This window comes from Pseudooceanicola batsensis HTCC2597, from assembly GCF_000152725.1.
Lineage (GTDB): Bacteria > Pseudomonadota > Alphaproteobacteria > Rhodobacterales > Rhodobacteraceae > Pseudooceanicola > Pseudooceanicola batsensis.
On sequence record NZ_CH724131.1, the window covers coordinates 2,083,007 to 2,102,093 of the forward strand.

Annotated in this window: 22 protein-coding genes and 1 other RNA gene; 12 read left to right on the plus strand and 11 right to left on the minus strand. The window is 67.5% G+C overall.

The features are described from left to right. Window positions 1-105 precede the first annotated feature (105 nt). The 4 genes from OB2597_RS13945 to rnpB all read right to left on the minus strand — a co-directional run bounded on the left by OB2597_RS13945 (window position 106) and on the right by rnpB (window position 3,533). A complete protein-coding gene (locus OB2597_RS13945; protein ID WP_009806233.1) occupies window positions 106-849 on the minus strand; it encodes a maleate cis-trans isomerase family protein in 744 nt (247 codons plus the stop codon). Continuing rightward, complete coding sequence (locus tag OB2597_RS13950; RefSeq protein ID WP_009806234.1) at window positions 846-2,012, minus strand: M24 family metallopeptidase; 1,167 nt, start codon at window positions 2,010-2,012, stop codon at window positions 846-848. Before OB2597_RS13950 ends, OB2597_RS13945 begins: the two co-directional genes overlap by 4 nt. Further along, window positions 2,005-3,054, minus strand: coding sequence for a pyridoxal-phosphate dependent enzyme (locus tag OB2597_RS13955; protein ID WP_009806235.1), 1,050 nt, complete (start codon window positions 3,052-3,054; stop codon window positions 2,005-2,007). The genes OB2597_RS13950 and OB2597_RS13955 overlap by 8 nt, the downstream gene beginning before the upstream one ends. A 79-nt stretch (window positions 3,055-3,133) precedes the next feature. Beyond that, window positions 3,134-3,533: RNase P RNA component class A (gene rnpB, locus OB2597_RS21100), an RNA gene on the minus strand. A gap of 298 nt (window positions 3,534-3,831) precedes the next feature. Here rnpB and OB2597_RS13960 point away from each other — a divergent pair. The 12 genes from OB2597_RS13960 (at window position 3,832) to OB2597_RS14015 (ending at window position 13,486) form a co-directional block, all read left to right on the plus strand. Next, on the plus strand, window positions 3,832-4,287 hold the full coding sequence (locus OB2597_RS13960; RefSeq protein WP_009806236.1) for a universal stress protein: 456 nt from the start codon (window positions 3,832-3,834) through the stop codon (window positions 4,285-4,287). Further along, window positions 4,284-4,676 (plus strand): VOC family protein, encoded by a 393-nt coding sequence (locus tag OB2597_RS13965; protein WP_009806237.1) that lies wholly within the window; start codon window positions 4,284-4,286, stop codon window positions 4,674-4,676. The genes OB2597_RS13960 and OB2597_RS13965 overlap by 4 nt, the downstream gene beginning before the upstream one ends. Beyond that, window positions 4,673-5,194, plus strand: a complete 522-nt coding sequence (locus OB2597_RS21005) for an alpha/beta hydrolase (RefSeq protein WP_009806238.1) — start codon at window positions 4,673-4,675, stop codon at window positions 5,192-5,194. The genes OB2597_RS13965 and OB2597_RS21005 overlap by 4 nt, the downstream gene beginning before the upstream one ends. Window positions 5,195-5,279: 85 nt before the next feature. Continuing rightward, a complete protein-coding gene (locus OB2597_RS13975; protein ID WP_009806239.1) occupies window positions 5,280-5,843 on the plus strand; it encodes a NifU family protein in 564 nt (187 codons plus the stop codon). An 18-nt stretch (window positions 5,844-5,861) separates the two neighbouring features. Then, on the plus strand, window positions 5,862-6,440 hold the full coding sequence (tsaB, locus tag OB2597_RS13980) for a tRNA (adenosine(37)-N6)-threonylcarbamoyltransferase complex dimerization subunit type 1 TsaB (protein WP_009806240.1): 579 nt from the start codon (window positions 5,862-5,864) through the stop codon (window positions 6,438-6,440). Continuing rightward, window positions 6,437-6,850 carry a GNAT family N-acetyltransferase gene (locus tag OB2597_RS13985; protein WP_009806241.1) on the plus strand — a complete coding sequence of 138 codons (414 nt, stop codon included), beginning with the start codon at window positions 6,437-6,439 and terminating at the stop codon, window positions 6,848-6,850. The genes tsaB and OB2597_RS13985 overlap by 4 nt, the downstream gene beginning before the upstream one ends. 146 nt (window positions 6,851-6,996) lie before the next feature. Then, the gene (locus OB2597_RS13990; protein WP_040609355.1) at window positions 6,997-8,001 is read left to right on the plus strand and encodes a BMP family lipoprotein; all 1,005 of its coding nucleotides are present in this window, start codon (window positions 6,997-6,999) and stop codon (window positions 7,999-8,001) included. 91 nt (window positions 8,002-8,092) lie between these two features. After that, the gene (locus OB2597_RS13995; RefSeq protein ID WP_009806243.1) at window positions 8,093-9,697 is read left to right on the plus strand and encodes an ABC transporter ATP-binding protein; all 1,605 of its coding nucleotides are present in this window, start codon (window positions 8,093-8,095) and stop codon (window positions 9,695-9,697) included. Beyond that, window positions 9,690-10,784: an ABC transporter permease gene (locus tag OB2597_RS14000; protein ID WP_040609356.1), complete on the plus strand. Its 1,095-nt coding sequence runs from the start codon at window positions 9,690-9,692 to the stop codon at window positions 10,782-10,784. The genes OB2597_RS13995 and OB2597_RS14000 overlap by 8 nt, the downstream gene beginning before the upstream one ends. A gap of 3 nt (window positions 10,785-10,787) precedes the next feature. Next, complete coding sequence (locus tag OB2597_RS14005) at window positions 10,788-11,756, plus strand: ABC transporter permease (protein WP_009806245.1); 969 nt, start codon at window positions 10,788-10,790, stop codon at window positions 11,754-11,756. Window positions 11,757-11,804: 48 nt separating this feature from the next. Further along, window positions 11,805-12,725: a sulfite exporter TauE/SafE family protein gene (locus tag OB2597_RS14010; protein ID WP_009806246.1), complete on the plus strand. Its 921-nt coding sequence runs from the start codon at window positions 11,805-11,807 to the stop codon at window positions 12,723-12,725. Further along, entirely contained in the window at window positions 12,725-13,486 is a 762-nt protein-coding gene (locus OB2597_RS14015; protein ID WP_009806247.1) for a TIGR02186 family protein, read from the plus strand. Before OB2597_RS14010 ends, OB2597_RS14015 begins: the two co-directional genes overlap by 1 nt. Here OB2597_RS14015 and OB2597_RS14020 read toward each other — a convergent pair. From OB2597_RS14020 to OB2597_RS14050, 7 genes are read right to left on the minus strand one after another with little or no spacing between them, the layout of a single operon-like run. Further along, a complete protein-coding gene (locus OB2597_RS14020) occupies window positions 13,483-14,400 on the minus strand; it encodes a lysophospholipid acyltransferase family protein (RefSeq protein WP_009806248.1) in 918 nt (305 codons plus the stop codon). The two genes, OB2597_RS14015 and OB2597_RS14020, sit on opposite strands and share 4 nt — an antisense overlap. A gap of 45 nt (window positions 14,401-14,445) precedes the next feature. Next, complete coding sequence (locus tag OB2597_RS14025) at window positions 14,446-14,724, minus strand: HPr family phosphocarrier protein (RefSeq protein WP_009806249.1); 279 nt, start codon at window positions 14,722-14,724, stop codon at window positions 14,446-14,448. Between the two features lie 5 nt (window positions 14,725-14,729). Beyond that, window positions 14,730-15,176 (minus strand): PTS sugar transporter subunit IIA, encoded by a 447-nt coding sequence (locus OB2597_RS14030; RefSeq protein ID WP_009806250.1) that lies wholly within the window; start codon window positions 15,174-15,176, stop codon window positions 14,730-14,732. Between the two features lie 9 nt (window positions 15,177-15,185). Continuing rightward, entirely contained in the window at window positions 15,186-16,088 is a 903-nt protein-coding gene (rapZ, locus tag OB2597_RS14035) for an RNase adapter RapZ (protein ID WP_238529758.1), read from the minus strand. A 16-nt stretch (window positions 16,089-16,104) separates the two neighbouring features. Then, a complete protein-coding gene (locus OB2597_RS14040; RefSeq protein ID WP_009806252.1) occupies window positions 16,105-16,536 on the minus strand; it encodes an HPr kinase/phosphorylase in 432 nt (143 codons plus the stop codon). 13 nt (window positions 16,537-16,549) lie between these two features. After that, window positions 16,550-18,325: a sensor histidine kinase gene (locus OB2597_RS14045; RefSeq protein WP_009806253.1), complete on the minus strand. Its 1,776-nt coding sequence runs from the start codon at window positions 18,323-18,325 to the stop codon at window positions 16,550-16,552. Beyond that, window positions 18,325-19,026: a response regulator transcription factor gene (locus tag OB2597_RS14050; RefSeq protein WP_009806254.1), complete on the minus strand. Its 702-nt coding sequence runs from the start codon at window positions 19,024-19,026 to the stop codon at window positions 18,325-18,327. Before OB2597_RS14050 ends, OB2597_RS14045 begins: the two co-directional genes overlap by 1 nt. Window positions 19,027-19,087 lie beyond the last annotated feature (61 nt).

Below are 19,087 nucleotides of genomic sequence, written 5' to 3' on the forward strand. Positions count from 1 at the left end.
CGAAATCTCATGAAGCCCGCGTATTACCGATACGCTTTTGCGAGTCAACACCCTGCCGCGCGAAATCCGCCCGTTTTGACGGATCGACGCACGCCAGCGGCGGTTCTAACCCGCACCGCCCCGCAACAGGCGGAACCCGTCGAGCGCGATAGCGGTCCCGGATCGCGCCGCCATGGCCCAGGCCAGCGCCAGGTTGCTGCTGATGACGGGCCGGCCCAGTTCACGTTCCAGCGGGGCGATGATGTCGAGCGTGCGGAGGTTGGTGCAGGACAGGAAGACCGCGTCGACGTTGCCGGCCCCGGCAAGGGAGCGCGCGGCCTCGGCGATCGAACCGGGCGTGATGCGGGCCACGTTCGCCTCGACCTCTTCGCCGAAGCTGATCGCCGCGGGAACGGCCACACCGACGCGCTCGAAGGTGCGCGCCAGCGCGCCCGCGATCTGCGCGTTGTAGGGCGAAACGAGGGCGATCCGTGACGCCCCCACATGGGCCAGCGCCTCGAAGGCGGCCGACAGCGGGTTGGTCACATGGGTCGCCGCGCACCCCTCGCGCACCAGCTCGGCGACACGGTCCGGCCCGATCAGCGTGGTGCCCGACGTGCAGGCATAGCCGACCGTGTCGAATTGCGCGCCGCTGGGAAAAAGCGCGGCGGCGCGGGGCAGGTCCAGCTCCATCCGGGCGATGGTCTCGGCGGTGAGATCGGCCCCCGAGGGGATGCGGCTGACATGCAGCGGCACATCGGGATGGAAGAGGCGCCGGAAATCCCGTTCGACCGTCTCGTCCGCCTGCAGCACGATCAGGCCGAGACGCGCGGCCACCACCGGATCGAGATCGTAGGCCGGCCCGCTCATCGCCGTATCACCGGAAGTTCCGGCGGCGCGCGGCGGGACAGCAGTTCCGGCCCGCCGGCGCGCAGCACGACGTCCTCTTCATGCACCATGATCCGCCCCTCGGACACGACCGCGCCCGGCTCGAGCGTCAGGACCATGTTCTCGCGCAGCGGCGTTTCGTCCAGCGACGTGAACGAGGGCCATTCCGTCAGCGTCACCCCCAGCCCGTGTCCCAGCCGCCCGCCGGCCGAAACGAGGCCGGCGCGCCGGAGCCCCGCGGTCAACAGCTCGTGCGCGTCGCGGGCGGTCATCCCGGGCCTCAACGCGGATAGCGCGGCCTCCGTCGCCCGGTAGAGGCCATCGTAGACCCGCCGCAGGTCGTCGTCGGCCCGACCGATGGCATAGTTCCGGTCGAAGTCGCAGAAATAACCGTCCTTCACCGCACCCGTGTCCAGCATCAGCAGATCGCCGTCCCGCAGCGGCGCTGCCTCGGCCGGGGCGATGACGTTCCCGTAGCCGCCCGGCCCGGCGCCCCCGGCCACGTAGGACACCCAGTCCGCCCCCTCCTCGAGCAGTGCGATCTGGAACCGTCGGAATACCTCGTCCAGACGGCCCGCCCCGACGACGATCTCCGGCACCCTGTCGAAAGCCGCGTCGGCGCACCGGCAGGTCGCGCGGATCGCGTCGATCTCGACGTCGGACTTTATTTCGCGAACACGCTGCACCGTGTCGGTGGCATCGACGAACCGCCGCGGCGCGAGCGCCCGCGTCAACACGAGATAGTCGGCCAGGGGCATGCGCAGGCTGGTCTCCGGCCCCATCGGCAGACCGATCGTGCCGGTCTCGGGCAGCAGGTCCGACAGCGTATCGGCCAGCAGGCTGACGCCGTCGTCGCCCGGACGCGGCGCCGGCCAACTCCGGATCTCGCCGACCTGGCACCCTTGCATCAGATCCCGCCCGATGTCCGGAATGACGGCCAACGGCGCGCCTGCCGAAGGCAGGATCACGAACCACGGCCGGGCCGGGCTTTCCCAGAAGCGGGTCAGAAACCCCGTCACGTAGAAGACATCCGCCGCCGAGGTCAGCAGGATCGCGTCCTGCCCGCGCATAGCCATCTCCGACTGGATCGCCCGCCAGCGGCGCTCGTACTCGGCCGCGGAAAAGGTCGGCGCCCCGTCAGGCATCCTCCGGCCCCTCGCTCAGGATGATGAGCACATGCGCGTCCGTCCCGATCCCCGGCAATCCGCCGATCAGGGCCGCGGCCCCCGCCGCGCCCGAGGGCGTGCTGGCCAGCCCGTGCCGCCGCAGGAGCCCCACGCCCGTCTCGGCCTGCGCGTCCGAGATCGTGACGAAGCCGTCCGCATCCTCGGACAACCCGGCGAGCGCAACCAGCGACGGCGTCTTGCAGTCGAGCCTACCCATGTTCGTCTCCGGACCTTTCGCCGTGACGAGCGCCCCCTCCCGTATGCTTTCGATCAGGGCGGGCGCCCTGTCCGGTTCCACCACAATGATCTGCGGAGCGTCCCCCCAGGCCCTGCGGAAATGACGGGCCGCCGCCGCCGCCAGTCCGCCAACGCCGGCCTGGAGCAGGATATGGGTGGGCGCGGCGTCCAACTGCGCGACGGCCTCGGCGGCGAGTTGAAGATATCCCTCCATGACACCGATGGCGGGATCAAGGTAGCCGTCCCAGGAACTGTCGGACAAAAGCGTCCAGCCCTCGGCCTCGGCGCGCTCGGCGGCTGCGTCCATGCTCTGCTGGTAATCCGCCCCGGCACGGACCACGGTCGCCCCCTTGTGGCGCAGCCGGTCTGCGAACGCCTCCGGCACCGTTTCGGCAAGATAGATCACGGCGGTGGCCCCGAAGACCGCGGCCCCCGCCGCGACCGAAAGGCCATGGTTGCCGGCACTCGCAGCGACATAGGCCCGCCCGGTGAGCGTGGTTCCGTCCGCCTGACCCGCGGCAAAGCCGGCGGCATCGCGCGCGATGACATGCGCCGCCCCGAGCGCCTTGAAACTGCCCAGCCCCATGCGCCCCCGCTCGTCCTTGACGGACAGACGGCCCACGCCGAAGGCCCGGGCGAGATCGGGTGAGTCCTCCATCGGCGTGGCGGCATGGCGCGGGCAGTGCGCCAGCAGCCGGGCCACCGGCGCGGGGTCGGACCGGGGCCGTGGCGCCCCGGACAGCAGACCCGTGCCGCGATACGGGTTCTCGAGGTAATCGGTCATCAGGCCCCTCCCGAGTGCTCGCGGCAATGGAACACCACGCCCCGCCGGACGGCCAGACTTTTCTCGTGATGCAGGCAAATCGCACGGAGGGCCTGTAAGCCGGATTCTGTTCCCCGGGGTCGCCCCCGGTTCGATGACCATTCCTCTGGACGCCGGATCGCCCCGGCGCCTCAAGCTGCCAACCCGGACCTCCGGGCCAAGACGGCCCTGCGGTCGCCCGCGCGAGGTCCCTATTCGGCATTGCTCCAGGTGGGGCTTGCCGTGCCGGTCCGGTTGCCCGTCCCGCGGTGCGCTCTTACCGCACCGTTTCACCCTGACCCCGGCGGATGATCCTTCGGCGAACCTCCGGTCCGCGGGGCGGACTGTTTTCTGTGGCGCTTTCCCTGGGGTTGCCCCCGCCGGGCGTTACCCGGCACCTTTGCCTTGTGGAGTCCGGACTTTCCTCGGACCTTCCGGCCCGCGGCCATCCGGCCCTCCGTGCGCGAATGCGAATATCGCGGCGGCGCCTGTGGCGTCAAGCACGGCCGGCGAATGCACCCCGGGCGCCAGGCCGAGAACGCCGATCGCGGAGCCCCCGATCAGCCATCCGGTTCGACCGCGGGGGCCGGATCGGCGGACTTACCGGGGCCGGCCGCAGGGAGACCGGCCAGCCATACGTGCAGAGCCGCTGCCGGGGGCGTGGGCCCGCTGCCCGGGCGCCGCCCGAGGTCCGCCGGAAATCGCCGATAGACGTCCCTCCGCGCTTCCTCCATTATCGCCGCGCAACGGGAGAGACAGATGCGCAAGTTCCTCGTCATCCTCGACGACAGCCGCGAATGCCTGAACGCCATGCGCTTTGCCGCCATGCGCGCCGCCAAGACCGGCGGCGGGGTTGCCGTGCTTTCGATCATCCCTCCCGAGGAATTCCAGCACTGGATCGGCGTCGGGGACATCATGCGCGAAGAGGCGCGGGAACGCATCGTCGTGCATTACGAGGTGTTTGCCAAATGGATGCGGGACCGGCAGGGCGTCGACCCCGAACTGATCATCCGCGAGGGCGAGCCCGTCCCCGAGATCCTCGCCCAGATCAGGGAGGATGACGAAATCGGGGTGCTCGTCCTGGGCGCCGGCACCGAGAAATCCGGCCCCGGCCCCCTGGTCAGCCAACTCGCCAAGGCCTCCGGGTCCCTTCCGGTGCCGATCACCATCGTCCCCGGCGACCTGTCCAAGGAAAAGCTCGAGGCGATCACGTGACCACCCGCCTCCATGCGGTCACGATCGTCGTGCCCGGTTACGAGGAAGGCCTGGATTTCTACGTCGGCCGGATGGGCTTTGATCTGATTGACGATACCGACCTCGGCGGCGGCAAGAGGTGGGTGCTGGTCCGGCCGCCCGGAGGCGGAACCTGCATGCTCATCGCCCGCGCCGCGGACGCCAGGCAATCCGGGGCCGTCGGCAACCAGACCGGGGGCCGCGTCGGGTTCTTCCTCGCCACCAGTGACTTTTCCGCGGACCACGCCCGGCTGACCGACGCCGGCGTCGCGTTCGAAGAGGCCCCGCGCAGCGAACCCTATGGCCGCGTGGCGGTGTTTCGCGACCCGTTCGGCAACAGGTGGGATCTGCTGGAAGACCGCGCGGAATGATCCCCGTCCTCTACATCCATGGCGCCGGTGCGGCCCCCGAAGATCCGCCCCTCGCGGACCTGCGGCGACGGCTGGGGGCGCAGTATCACGTCTTGGCGCCCGAGCTCGGCCCGCCGGACCCGGCGACCTGGACCGCGCGGCTGAAACCCCGCCTGGGCGGCATCGACCGGTGCACCATCCTCATCGGTCACTCGCTCGGCGCATCGCACCTTCTGCGCTGCCTCGCGGAACTCGGTCCCGCCGCCGTGCCGCGCGCCCTTGTAGGGCTTGCCGCACCGTTCTGGGGCGCACCGGAGTGGTCCGTAGAGGGGTTCGAACTGCCCCGCTACGCGCCCGACGCGCTTGCGCATCTGCCGATACGGCTGTTCCACGCGTGCGATGACCAGACGGTTCCCGTCGGGCATCTGGGAATGTGGCAAGAGGCCTTGCCCGCCGCCCGGACCTATAGGCTCGACGGCGGCGGGCACACGTTCCGGGACAACCTGGCCCCGGTCGTCATGGCCATCGCGGAACTGTGACACCCGGAATTAGAACGGTTCTAAATCTTGACTTCCCGGACCGCGAAGCGCATATCGGGAGCGTCCGAGCAAAGGGGAACCGAAGATGTTCATTCAGACCGAATCCACGCCGAACCCGGCCACGCTGAAGTTCCTGCCCGGCCAGACCGTGCTCGAGGCTGGCACCGCGGACTTCCCCTCGGCCGAGACCTCCGGCAAATCCCCCCTCGCCGCGCGCCTCTTCGCCGTGGAAGGCGTGACCGGTGTCTTCTTCGGCACCGATTTCGTGACGGTCACCAAGGCCGACGAAACGCAGTGGGATCACATCAAGCCGGCCCTGCTCGGCGCGATCATGGAACATTACCAGTCGGGCCAGCCCGTGATGGCGACCGGTGACCAGCCCACCTCGGGCCATGCGGATCACGAGGGCGAGGATCAGGAGATCGTCGTCCAGATCAAGGAACTGCTCGACACGCGGGTGCGCCCCGCCGTGGCACAGGATGGTGGTGACATCACGTTCCACGGCTTCGACCGCGGCGTCGTCTATCTCTACATGCAGGGGGCCTGCGCGGGCTGTCCTTCTTCCACGCTGACGCTGAAGATGGGGATCGAGAACCTGCTCAGGCATTACATCCCCGAAGTGACCGAGGTGCGCCCGGTCGCCGTCTGAGCGGCGGCGCGTTTCTGCATGCCCCTCGACCGGCTCGTCATGGCTTTCGACACCTCGGCCGCGCATTGCGCGGCCGCTTTGCTGTCGGGCGACCGGATCGTCGCCGCGCAGGCGGAGCCGATGAAAAAGGGGCAGGCCGAGCGCCTCTTCCCGATCCTGGAAGACCTCCTGAGGACCGCCGGCCATGGCTGGCGGGATATCGCCCGCATCGGCGTCGGGACCGGCCCCGGCAATTTCACCGGCATCCGCATCGCCGTCAGCGCGGCCCGGGGCCTCGCCCTGTCGCTGAAATGCCCGGTGGTGGGGGTCTCGACCTTCGCCGCGATCCATGCCGGGCAGCCGGGCCGCGTCGCGGCCGTGCCGGCACCCCGCGAGATGGCCTATACGCTCGCTCCGGGCGCCTCCGAGCCCGATCTCGTTCCGATGGCCACGGTGCCGGACCCGGCCCTGCCGCCGGAGCTCGACACATGGGTCGCCGCCATCGCCCGCATCGCCGCCGCGACCGATCCGGCGACCGCACCGCCCCCGGCCCCGATCTACCTGCGGCCCGCCGACGCCGCCCCGCCCCGCGACGCCCCGCCCGAGATCGTGCCGTGACGCCCGAGGCCCTCGCCGCGCTGCATCGCCGCTGCTTTGACACGCCGCGCCCCTGGACCTCGGCCGAGTTTGCTGCGCTGCTCGCCACGGACACCGTATTTCTGACAGGCGATCTCCACGCCTTCGCCCTGGGCCGCGTGGTCGCCGGCGAGGCCGAGCTGCTGACGCTCGCCACCGATCCGGACCGTCGCCGCGCCGGTCTCGGCCGCCGCTGCCTGCAGGCCTTCGAGGCTGCCGCCCGGGCCCGTGACGCGCAGGAGGCCTTCCTCGAGGTCGCCGCGGACAACGGTCCGGCCATCGCCCTCTACAGATCGGCCGGCTGGCGGACCACGGGGAGGCGCAGGGACTATTACCGCAGCCCCGACGGGCAGCGGATCGACGCCGGAATCATGGGCAAATCTCTCGCGTAAAGCGTTGCAAAGTTCAGTGTTTGCGTAGCGTTAAAGCCGGATTCGCACTTGACCCCCGACCGGCCCGCGGCGTTAATCCCACATGATCAACACCGATCTGTCTGCGGGACGGGATCAACCGGCCCCCTGCCAACTGGGAGAAGACAATGACCCTCATGACGAAATTCCTTGGCGCAGCCGCCGCTGCCGCGCTCAGCGCGGGCGCGGCTCTCGCCGATCCGGCCCTGATCTACGACCTGGGCGGCAAGTTCGACAAATCCTTCAACGAGGCCGCCTATGGCGGAGCGGAACGCTGGGCCGAAGAGACCGGCGGCTCGTACAAGGACATCGAGATGCAGTCCGAAGCGCAGCGCGAACAGGCGCTCCGCCGTTTCGCCGAGGCGGGCTTCAACCCGGTGGTGACCACCGGCTTCTCGTTCTCGACCCCGATCGCCGCCGTGGCCGGCGACTATCCGGACACCAAGTTCGTCACCATCGACGGCTATGTCGATCCGGAAGAGCACCCGAACGTCAAGTCGATCCTGTTCTCCGAACACGAGGGCTCGTACCTCGTGGGCATGATGGCCGCCATGGCCTCTGACTCGGGCACCGTCGGCTTCGTCGGCGGCATGGACATCCCGCTGATCCGCAAGTTCGCCTGCGGCTATGCCCAGGGCGTGAAGGCCGTGAACCCCGACGCCGAGGTGATCGCGAACATGACCGGCACGACCCCGGCGGCCTGGAACGACCCGGTCAAGGGTTCGGAGCTTGCCAAGGCGCAGATCGGCCAGGGCGCCGACGTGATCTATGCGGCAGCCGGCGGCACCGGCCTCGGCGTCCTGCAGACCGCCGCGGACGAAGGCATCCTTTCCATCGGTGTCGACAGCAACCAGAACCACCTGCACCCGGGCAAGGTCCTGACCTCTATGCTCAAGCGCGTCGACAACGCGGTCTATGAATCGATGACGGCCGGTGCCGACCTCGAGGCCGGTGTCGAAGTGCTCGGCCTGGCCGAGGACGGCGTCGGCGTGGCGATGGACGAACACAACGCCGATCTCGTCACCGACGAGATGACGACGGCGGTCGAGGACGCCAAGGCCCAGATCGCGGCCGGCGAAATCTCGGTTCACGACTATTCGTCCGACGACAGCTGCCCGGCACTGACCTTCTGAGTGTGACCGGGCGGCCCGGCGCCGCCCGGCGTATCAATCGGGGCAACGTGGCGCGTTGCCCCGACCTGTTCCGCAGGAGCCCCATACGCCCATGACCGACACAGCCCCTGCGATCGAACTCAAAGGCATCTCCAAGGCCTTCGGTCCCGTTCAGGCCAACAAGGACATTTCCATCCGCGTCATGCCGGGCACGATCCACGGCATCATCGGCGAAAACGGCGCGGGCAAATCGACCCTGATGTCGATCCTCTACGGCTTCTACAAGGCCGACAAGGGCGAGGTCTTCATCAACGGGACCAGGACCGAGATTCCCGACAGCCAGGCCGCGATCAGCGCCGGCATCGGCATGGTCTTCCAGCATTTCAAGCTGGTCGAGAACTTCACCGTGGTCGAGAACGTGATCCTCGGCGCCGAGGACGGCTTTCAGCTGCGGCCATCGATCGCCAAGGCGCGCAAGTCGCTCAAGCAGCTGGCCGAGGAATACGAGCTCAACGTCGATCCCGACGCCAAGATCGAGAACCTCTCGGTCGGCCACCAGCAGCGGGTCGAGATCCTCAAGGCGCTCTATCGGCAGGCCGACATCCTGATCCTGGACGAACCGACCGGCGTGCTGACCCCCGCCGAGGCCGATCACCTGTTCCGCATCCTCGACAACCTGCGGAACGAGGGCAAGACGATCATCCTGATCACGCACAAGCTGCGCGAGATCATGGAATACACCGATACCGTCAGCGTGATGCGGCGTGGCGAGATGACGGCGACGGTCCGGACCGCCGAGACAAGCACCGAGGAACTGGCCGAGCTGATGGTCGGCCGCAAGGTCCTGCTCCGCGTCGACAAGAAGCCCGCGCAGCCGAAACAGGTCGTCCTGTCGGTCAAGGACCTGCGCGTCACCGACAGCGCCGGCGTCGAGCGCATCAAGGGCGTCAGTTTCGACATCCGCGCCGGCGAGATCTACGGCATCGCCGGGGTCGCCGGAAACGGCCAGTCGGAACTGATGGAGGTGCTCGGCGGAATGCAGGCCGGCACGGGCACGATCACCATGAACGGCGAAGAGATCGACCTCACGGGCCGGTACTCCGACGGCCAGTCCCGCCGGGCGCGCAGCATCGGCCACGTGCCGGAAGATCGCCAGGACGAAGGGCTGATCCTCGACTTCACGGCCTGGGAGAACATGGTCTTCGGCTACCACCGCGACCCGGACTGGGCCGCCGGCCCCCTGATGAACAACGCCGGGATCGTGCAGGAGGCCGAGGGCAAGATGCAGCGGTTCGACGTTCGGCCGCCCAACCCGCATCTGACCGCCAAGAACTTTTCCGGGGGCAACCAGCAGAAGATCGTTCTGGCGCGCGAGATCGAGCGCAACCCCGACCTGCTGCTCGTCGGTCAGCCGACCCGAGGCGTGGACATCGGCGCCATCGAATTCATCCACCAGGAGATCATCCGCCTGCGCGACGAGGGCAAGGCGATCCTCCTCGTCTCGGTCGAACTGGACGAGATCATGTCCCTCTCGGACCGGATCGCTGTCATGTTCGACGGCAGGCTGATGGGCGAACGCGACCCGGCCGAGGCCAACGAACGGGAACTCGGCCTGTTGATGGCGGGCATCTCGGAAGAGCCGGACAAGCCGGCCTGGAAGGCGGTCGACGAGAATCTCGACGCCATCGAACACGGAGAGGCGCCGAAGCATGGATAAGATGCCGGCCTGGGCCGACGTGGTCCTCATCCCGCTGATCTCGCTGCTGCTGGCCGCGATCCTTTCGGCCGTGGTCATCCTGGCCATCGGCGAGAGCCCGGTCGAAGCCTTCAACCTCATGGTCGACGGCGCGCTGATGCGCTCTTCGGGGTGGGGATACACGCTGTACTACGCGACCAACTTCATCTTTACCGGCCTCGCCGTGGCGGTCGCCTTCCACGCCCGCATGTTCAACATCGGCGGCGAGGGTCAGGCCATGCTGGGCGGACTGGGCGTGGCGCTCGCCTGCCTCTATGTTCCCTGGCCGCACTGGACGCTGGCCATGCTCGGCTCGACCCTGGGGGCGGCCGCCTTCGGCGCGGCCTGGGCGCTGATCCCGGCCTATCTCCAGGCCCGGCGCGGCAGCCACATCGTGATCACCACGATCATGTTCAACTTCATCGCCGCCGCCCTGCTCAACTACCTCCTGATCGGCGTGCTCAAGCCCACGGGGTCGATGGAGCCGGCCTCGGCCAAGTTCGACCCCTCCTTCGCCCTGCCGACCTTCCAGCAGATGTTCTCATCCGCCGACGCGCCGCTCTTCCGCGGCGCCCCGGCCAATGTCAGCTTCTTCCTTGCCCTCGCGGCCTGTCTCTTCGTCTGGCTGCTGATCTGGCGGTCGCGGCTCGGCTATGAGATCAGGGCCTATGGCTGGTCCCAGACCGGTGCGAAATACGCCGGGATCTCGGGCACCCGGATCATCATCATCTCGATGCTGATTTCCGGTGGGCTGGCGGGGCTGATGGCCGTCAACACGACGCAGGGCGAGGCCGAGCGGCTGATCCTGAACTCGACCGAGGGCGCAGGGTTCATCGGGATCGCGGTGGCGCTCATGGGCCGCAACCATCCCTTCGGCGTCCTGCTTGCGGCGATCCTCTTCGGCTTCCTCTATCAGGGCGGCGCGGAACTGGCGCTCTGGACGAATATCCCGCGCGAGCTGATCGTGGTCATCCAGGCGCTCGTGATCCTGTTTACCGGGGCGCTCGACAACATGGTGCGGATGCCGCTGGAACGCATCTTCCTCGCCCTGCGCCGGAAGGAGAGCTGAGCCATGGACTTCCCGACGATCCTGCAGGTCCTCGACTCCACCATCCGCCTGGCGACGCCGCTGCTGCTGGCCTGCCTCGCGGGGCTCTTCTCGGAGCGGGCTGGCATCTTCGACATCGGCCTGGAAGGCAAGATGCTGATCGCGGCCTTCTTCTCGGCCGCCATCGCCTACACCACCGGATCGGTCTGGATGGGGCTGCTGGCCGGGGTCGCCTCGTCCATGGTGCTCTCGGCGCTGCATGGCGTGGCCTCGATCACCTTCCGGGGCAACCAGCTGATTTCGGGCGTCGCGATAAACTTTCTCGCGGCGGGCATGACGGTCTTGATCGCGCAGGACTGGTTCAGCCAGGGAGGGCGAACCCCGTCGCTTTCGGGCGGGGCGCGGTTCAACGCGATCACCCTGCCCTTCGCCGAGGCGCTGCAGGGGGTCCCGATCCTTGGTCCGATCTATCACGACCTGATTTCGGGTCACACGATCCTGGTCTACGTCGCCTTCCTGATGGTGCCGCTGACCTGGTGGATCCTGTTCCGGACCCGCTTCGGCCTCCGTCTGCGTGCGGTCGGCGAAAACCCGGCCGCGGTGGATACGGCCGGCGTCTCGGTCGTCGGGCTGCGCTATGCCGCGGTCGCCATCTGCGGCGTGCTCACCGGTGTCGCGGGCGCCTATCTCGCCACCGGGCTGCAGGCGGGCTTCGTCAAGGACATGGCCGCCGGGCGCGGCTATATCGCCCTGGCCGCGCTGATCTTCGCCAAGTGGCGCCCCTGGTACGCGCTGATGTCGACGATGCTCTTCGGGTTTCTGCAGGCGGTCGCCCTGCGGCCCGACCTGATCCAGAACACGATCGGCATCAGGGTCCAGGTCCAGCTGCTGGACGCGCTGCCCTATATCCTGACCGTCATCATCCTGGCCGGTTTCGTCGGTCGCGCCATCCCCCCGCGGGCGGGCGGCGCGCCCTATGTAAAGGAACGCTGACCCGGCAACACGCTTGCGGCACTGCGGCAACCGGGCGTAGGTAGGGATATGCAAGTCTACCTGCCGATTGCAGAAGTTTCGGTAAACGTCTTTCTCCTCCTGGGGATCGGCGGCATCGTGGGCGTACTTTCGGGGATGTTCGGCGTCGGCGGCGGCTTTCTGATCACACCCCTGCTCTTCTTCGTCGGCATCCCGCCGGCGGTCGCCGTGGCGACCTCGGCCAACCAGATCGTCGCCTCGTCCGTTTCGGCCGTTCTCGCGCATCTGAGACGGCGAACCGTAGACCTCCGGATGGGCACGGTGCTTCTTCTCGGCGGCCTCATGGGCTCGGCCCTGGGCATCGTCATCTTCAACTATCTCCGCAGTCAGGGGCAGGTCGATCTGCTGGTGAACCTCTGCTACGTGATCTTCCTCGGCACGGTCGGCGCGCTGATGTTCATCGAGAGCCTGCGCGCCCTCCAGCGCACGCGCCGCAAGCCCGGGACGGTCGCGCCGGTCAAACCGAGGCGACAGCGCAGCTGGATCTACGCCCTGCCCCTGAAGGTCCGGTTCCGAACCTCGGGTCTCTATATCTCGGTGATCCCGCCGATCCTCGTCGGCATGTCCGTCGGTGTCCTGGCCGCGATCATGGGCGTCGGCGGAGGTTTCATCATGGTTCCCGCCATGATCTATCTTCTGAACATGCCGACCAAGGTTGTGATCGGGACGTCGCTGTTCCAGATCATCTTCGTGACGGCCTTCACGACCCTTCTGCACGCGGTCACCAACCAGACCGTCGATCTCATGCTGGCTCTCACGCTGCTTCTCGGCGGGGTCGTCGGCGCCCAGTTCGGCACCAGCCTGGGCTCTCGCATGCGGGCCGAGCAGCTGCGGATCCTGCTGGCCGTCCTGGTCCTGGCGGTCTGCGGCAAGCTGGCGCTCGACCTCCTGCTGCCGCCGGAGGAACTCTACGAACTGGCGGAGGCGTGATGCGCGGACTACTTGCCCTTCTCGTCACGCTTCTGGCCGCACCGCTCGCGGCAAAGGAGGATATCGTCCTGGGTCTCAGCCAGAACCGCGTGCGGATCACGGCCGATTTCGACGGCTCCGAGATCCTCATTTTCGGCGCGGTCAAACGCGAGAGCCCGATCATCGAGCCCCCGCTGGACGTGATCGTCACGCTCGCCGGGCCCTCCACCCCGGTCACCATCCACAAGAAGGACCGCCGGCTCGGCATCTGGGTCAATGCCGAAACGGTGGATATCGACGCCGCGCCGAGCTTTTACGCCGTCGCCTCCTCCGGTCCGACCGGAGAGATCCTGCGGCAGACCGAGGATCTGCGCCATTCCATCACCGTACCCCGCGCGATCCGGTCGGTCGGAGCGGCCTCGATGACGCAGAACCCGGCCGCCTATACCGAGGCGCTGATCCGGATCCGCGAGAACGGCGGCGTCTATCAAAGCCTCGAGGAGGCGGTGGAACTGGACCAGCAGACCCTGTTCCGCACCAGCATCTCTCTCCCGTCGAACCTGACGGAAGGCGCCTATGACACCCGGGTCTTCCTGCTGAGGGAAGGGCACGTCGTCTCGCGCTTCGACACGGTGATCGACGTCCGCAAGGTCGGGCTCGAACGGTGGCTCTTTGTCCTGTCGCGAGAGCAGCCCCTGGCCTACGGCCTTCTGTCGCTGTCGCTGGCGATCTTCGCGGGCTGGGGCGCCTCGGCCCTCTTCCGCGCGATCCGTTCCGCCTAGGAGGTCGCGGACCGGCCCAGGGCGAGGGTATGGTCCCGCAGCCAGGACATGAAGCCGCGCGGGTCCGACTTGAGCAGCTCCATCTGCTGATCCGACAGAGGGTCGCCCACCACCGGCGCCTGAGGCTTGTTGCAGCTATGCACGATCTCGTGCAGCAGAAAGGCCTGCCGCAGGATCGGGCTGATCTGGTTCGCCATCTGGTACCAGCGGCTGTTCGCGCCGGGAAAGAATATCGGCACCACCCGCGCGCCCGAGCGGCGGATCATCTGGGCGGTGAACACGTTCCACTCGGCCTCGATCGCGGGTCCGAACATCGACTTCGACGCCGCCACGACCCCCGAGGGGAAGAGCGCGACGAGACCGCCCTCCTTCAGATGGGCCATCGCGCGGGCACGCATCTCGACCGACTTGCGCTGCGCGTCCTGGTCATGCGGGAAGGGCACCGGTATCATGTAGCTCGACGCGACCTCGTCGATGCCGGTCAGAAGCTGCCGCGTCAGGATCTTGTAATCGTTGCGGACACGCCCGATCAGATCGGCGAAGATCATCCCGTCGACCATGCCGTGCGGATGGTTCGCCACCACGACGACGGGTCCGTCCTTGGGGATGCGCGCCAGCTGTTCGGGCGGGGTCAGCAGGTCGATCCCCATGACGTCCAGCGTCGCGCGCCAGAAGGCCTGGCCCTGCGGCGCCCCCCGTTTCTCGAACTTGCGGATCATGCGGATGATCGAGACCTTGCCCGTCATCCATTCGATGGCGCGGATCGCGTTGCGGCGCCACGGGTCCTCGAACGAGGTCGAATAGGTCAGGGAGCGGCGGTCGTATTTGGTGAAGGTCACGGTGTCGGCCGGCGGTTCGCCCCGTCCCCCCGCGCGCGGCGCGAGCGTCGTCCGGTTCTGCGCGCTGTCCACCACGGGTCGCCCCCTTGCCTTCATCGTACCGGGCCGCAGCCCGGCGCCTTACATGTCTTCGCCGAACCGGCTTGCCACGAGCGCTTCCAGAGCATCGGCAAGCGCCTCGGCTTCCGGTCCCGAGGTTTGGACCTCAATAGTGCTTCCCTTCGACGCTGCCAACATCAAAAGCCCCATGATACTGTCGCCGCTGGCGCTCATGCCGTCGCGGCTGACCTCGGCCTGGGCGTCGTGTTCCTCGACCACCTCGACCAGCTTGGCCGAGGCCCGCGCGTGCAGGCCCTTTTCATTCACGATCTTGAACGTGCGGGTCACGGATTGGGACATGAGGATCAGTGCGTGCTGAGGTTCTGGCTGTCGATATATTTCCGCCCCGCCTCGGTCGCCGCGCGGACGGCGTCGGCAAGCGGTTTGTGACGGGATTTGGCCAGTTTGATCAGAAGCGGCAGGTTCGCGCCATAGAGAATGCGCCGGTCGTGCGGGCGGCAGGCCATCAGCGACAGGTTCGAGGGGGATCCGCCGAACATGTCGACGACCACCACCACGCCGTTGCCGCGATCCACGTCGTCGGCGGCCTCGCAGATTTCCGACTGCTTGGCGAAACGGTCGTGATTGGCATCGATCGCGACCGTGCGGATCGCCGACTGTTCGCCCACCACGTGTTCCACCGCGGCGAGATATTCGCGCGCCAACCCGCCATGGGCGACGATGACGATCCCGAGTTCGGGTCGCGCGTCTTCGTGCAACATCTCCGCCGTGATGACGCCGGTCTTGTTCATTCCTACCCCTCAGCCCTCCGCCGCACCGCGGCGTTCGAGCTCACGATGTCTAATTGACACCTGCCAGCCGGCTTCCGCAAGGGCCTTGGCCAGCCGTTCCGCGATTGTAACGGAACGGTGTTGCCCTCCGGTACACCCGAAGGCGATGGCGCAATAGGACTTGCCCTCATCGGCATAGGCCGGCAGCAGCATCCGGATCAGATCGGTCACCTTCTGGCAGAAGGCGGGGAACCGCGGATCGGCCGCGACGTGATCCTGCACCGCGGCATGCCGGCCGTCGAACCCTCTCAGCCCCTCTTCCCAGTACGGGTTGCTGAGGAACCGGGTGTCGAACACCATGTCGATCCCGCGCGGCAGCCCCCGCTTGTAGCTGAAACTGTGGATCGACACCGACAGCGACCGGGTTTCGGACACGGCGAACCAGCGCTCCACCTCGGCCCGCAGATCGTGCGGCGACATCTCGGAGGTGTCGATCAGCACGTCCGCCCGCGCACGGATCGGACCCAGCAGGTCGAATTCGCGGTCGATCCCGTCGCGCGGCGTCTCGGCCGGGGCCATGGGATGGCGCCGGCGCGTCTCGGAAAACCGCTTGAGCAGCATGTCGGGACTGCAGTCGATATAGAGCACCTCGAGGGGGCGGGTGCGGTCGGCCCCCCAGAGGTCGATCACTTCTTCCAGCGCATGGGTCGAGAAATCGCGATTCCGCGCGTCTATGCCGAGCGCCATGGGGCGCCGCACCGGCGATCCCTCCATCAGGCGCGGCAGGAGCGACAGCGGCAGGTTGTCGATCGCCTCGTACCCCAGGTCCTCGAGGGCGTGGATCGCGGTCGTGCGGCCGGCCCCCGAGGGCCCGGTCACGAGAACCCGGCGGTCGGCGGTCGGTGTGTCGATCCTCGTGCTCTGCATACCCATGGCTGTCATGACCCTGTCACGCCTCTCGTCCGCCCCTGAGATATTGCAGGATGGCGGCGGCGAAATGTGCGCTACCGCTATTGTGAAGCAAGGGGAGCGAAATCCCCAGCAAATACTTGCTGCGCCGCGGCGGAAGACGGTCTGTTTCCATTTCGGAAAGATCGACCATCAGCGCGACCGGTATGTTTCCGACATGCGCCGCCGCAAGGATGCCGACACCACGCGCCTCGATCCGTCCGGCGATGGTCGGCGGGGCCTCGGCCCTGATCTCCTGCCCGACCCGGACCAGGCCGACCCTGTCGTCCGCCACGAGCTGGGCACCCATGGCCATCAGCGCCAGGGCCAACGAGGATTTTCCGCTGCCCGAGGGCCCCTCGATCAGCACGGCCCGCCCTTCGAGAGCGACCGCGCTGGCGTGAAGGACGGTGCTGCGGGGGGCCTCCGTCATGCCGCCCCCTCGCTCAGATCGGCAGGCCGACCACGAACCGCGCGCCGAGCGGGTCGGACGTGATGTCCGCATCCGTGGGCCGGATGTTCTCGGCCCAGATCACGCCGCCATGCGCCTCGACGATCTGTTTCGAGATCGCGAGCCCGAGGCCCGAATTGTTGCCGAAATCGTTGGCCGGCCGGTGCGAGTAGAACCGCTTGAAGATCTTGGTGAGCGCATTGTCCGGTATGCCCGGCCCGGTATCCTCGACCACGACCAGCACCCGGTTCTCGCGCCGACGCGCCCAGACCCGGATGGCGTCGCCATCCTCGCAGAAGCTGATGGCATTGGTGATCAGGTTGACGAAGACCTGCGCCAGCCGCGCCTCGAGACCGGCGAGAATGATCGAGTCGGACGGCAGGTCCGAGATGAAGTCGATGCCCTTGTCGGACGCCTGTTCGCCCAGATACTCGCTGAGGTTTTCCAGCATCTTGATCAGGTCGAACGGGTCCTGCTCCTCCTTGACCAGTTCGCTGTCCAGCCTGGACGCGTTCGAGATGTCGCTGACCAGCCGGTCCAGCCGCCGAACGTCGTGGTCGATCACGTCCAGAAGTTGGGTCCTCTGATCCTCGCGCTTGGCCACCCGCAGGGTCACGACCGCCGACCGGAGCGAGGCCAGCGGGTTCTTGATCTCGTGCGCGACGTCGGCCGCGAACTGTTCGTTCGCGTCGATCCGTTCGTAAAGTGCCGCGACCATGCCGCGGAGCGCGCCCGACAACCGTCCGATCTCGTCCGGTCGCGCGGTGAGGTCGGGGATGCGCACCCGTGCCGGCGCGACCGACTTGCCCTTCTTGTCGCGCCCGACCTCGGCCGCGGCGGCCAGATCGGCCAGCGGGTTGGCAATGGTCGAGGCCAGCACGAGGCTCAGTCCGATCGACACCAGCGTGGCGATGACGAACATCTGGAGCACGCGCTCCCGCTCGCTCCGGACGATCGCGTCGATCTGGCCGGCGGAAGAGGCCAGCGCGACCGTCCCGACCGCCACGCCCTCCCGCATGATCGGCGAGGCCACGGCGAGGAAACTTCCCGCATCGCCGCGGCCGATGCTGACCTGCGTCTGGCCGCTCAGCGAGCCCTCCACGAGGGAGCGGGCCTGGTCCTCGACGCCAACCTCGGGCACCTCGCGCTTGCCGGAGGAGAAGACCGAGGTCATGCCGTCCCAAAGCATCGTCAGGAAGTCGATGATGATCGTCCTGTCGTCTTCCGGATCGCCGAGCGAAGCCACCAGCGGCTCGGCCGCGCCGGTCTTGTGGCCGACAAGCTGGCCGTCGGTGCCGAAGACGTAGACGTCGATCCCTTTGCGCAGGTCCAGCTCCGACAGCAGCCCCGTGGCGTCGCCGCGCCCGATGGAGCCCTCGGACAGGTCTTCGGGCTGCGCGCCGAAATCGCGATCCTCCGGCGTGTCGGCGCGGTCCGGCGTGCGCGCGGCGGCGAACCCGACCTCGAAGACATCGGCGATCAGCTCGGCCTCGCTCACCAGGCTTCCCGCCCGCTGCGAGACGAGGCTGTCGCGCGAGGCCGAGAGATAGAGGATGCCGGCCACCAGCACGTTCAGCGCGATCAGGTTGAAGATGATGATCTTCCGCGTCAGCGGCGAGGCCTTCAGCGAAAACATTCCCCGCCGCTCGCGGCGGGCCCGGAGCTCTTCCGCAACGGTGGCGTTCGGCGCGACGAAGTCGTCCCCCAGGACGACATCGCCTCCGGTATCAGGCGTGTCGTCGCGCAAGCTGATCCTCTCGGCGAGTGCCATCACTCTTCGTTGTATCTGTACCCGATACCATACAGCGTCTCAATCGCGGAGAACTCCGGATCGACGCTCCGCATCTTCTTGCGCAGGCGCTTGATGTGGCTGTCGATGGTCCGGTCGTCGACATAGACCTGATCGTCATAGGCCACGTCCATCAGCTGGTCCCGCGATTTCACGAAGCCGGGGCGCTGCGCCAGGGCCTGGAGCAGCAGGAACTCGGTCACGGTCAGCGACACGTCCATCCCCTTCCACGCCACGGCGTGCCGCAGCGGGTCCATCCGCAGGTTGCCCCGCTCCATGACCTTGGTTTCCTCGGTCTCGGCGACCACTTCGCCGCCGATCGCGTCCTGCCGGCGCAGCAGCGCGCGGATCCGCTCCACCAGCAGGCGCTGGCTGAACGGTTTCTTGACGTAATCGTCCGCGCCCATGCGCAGCCCCAGCACCTCGTCGATCTCGTCGTCCTTGGAGGTCAGGAAGATCACCGGCATCGAGGTCTTCTGCCGCAGGCGCTGCAACAGGTCCATGCCATCCATGCGGGGCATCTTGATATCCAGCACCGCCATGTCCGGAAGCTTCTTGTTGAAGGCGTCCAGGGCGGCCTGGCCGTCGTTATACGTCTCAACCTCGAAACCTTCTGCCTCGAGGGTGATGGCGACGGACGTCAGGATATTCCTGTCGTCGTCGACAAGGGCGATCTTCGACATCGCGTTGTTCCTTATGCTGCTCAGCGTTCTTGCCTGTTTTTCATCACTCATCGCGTTTTTG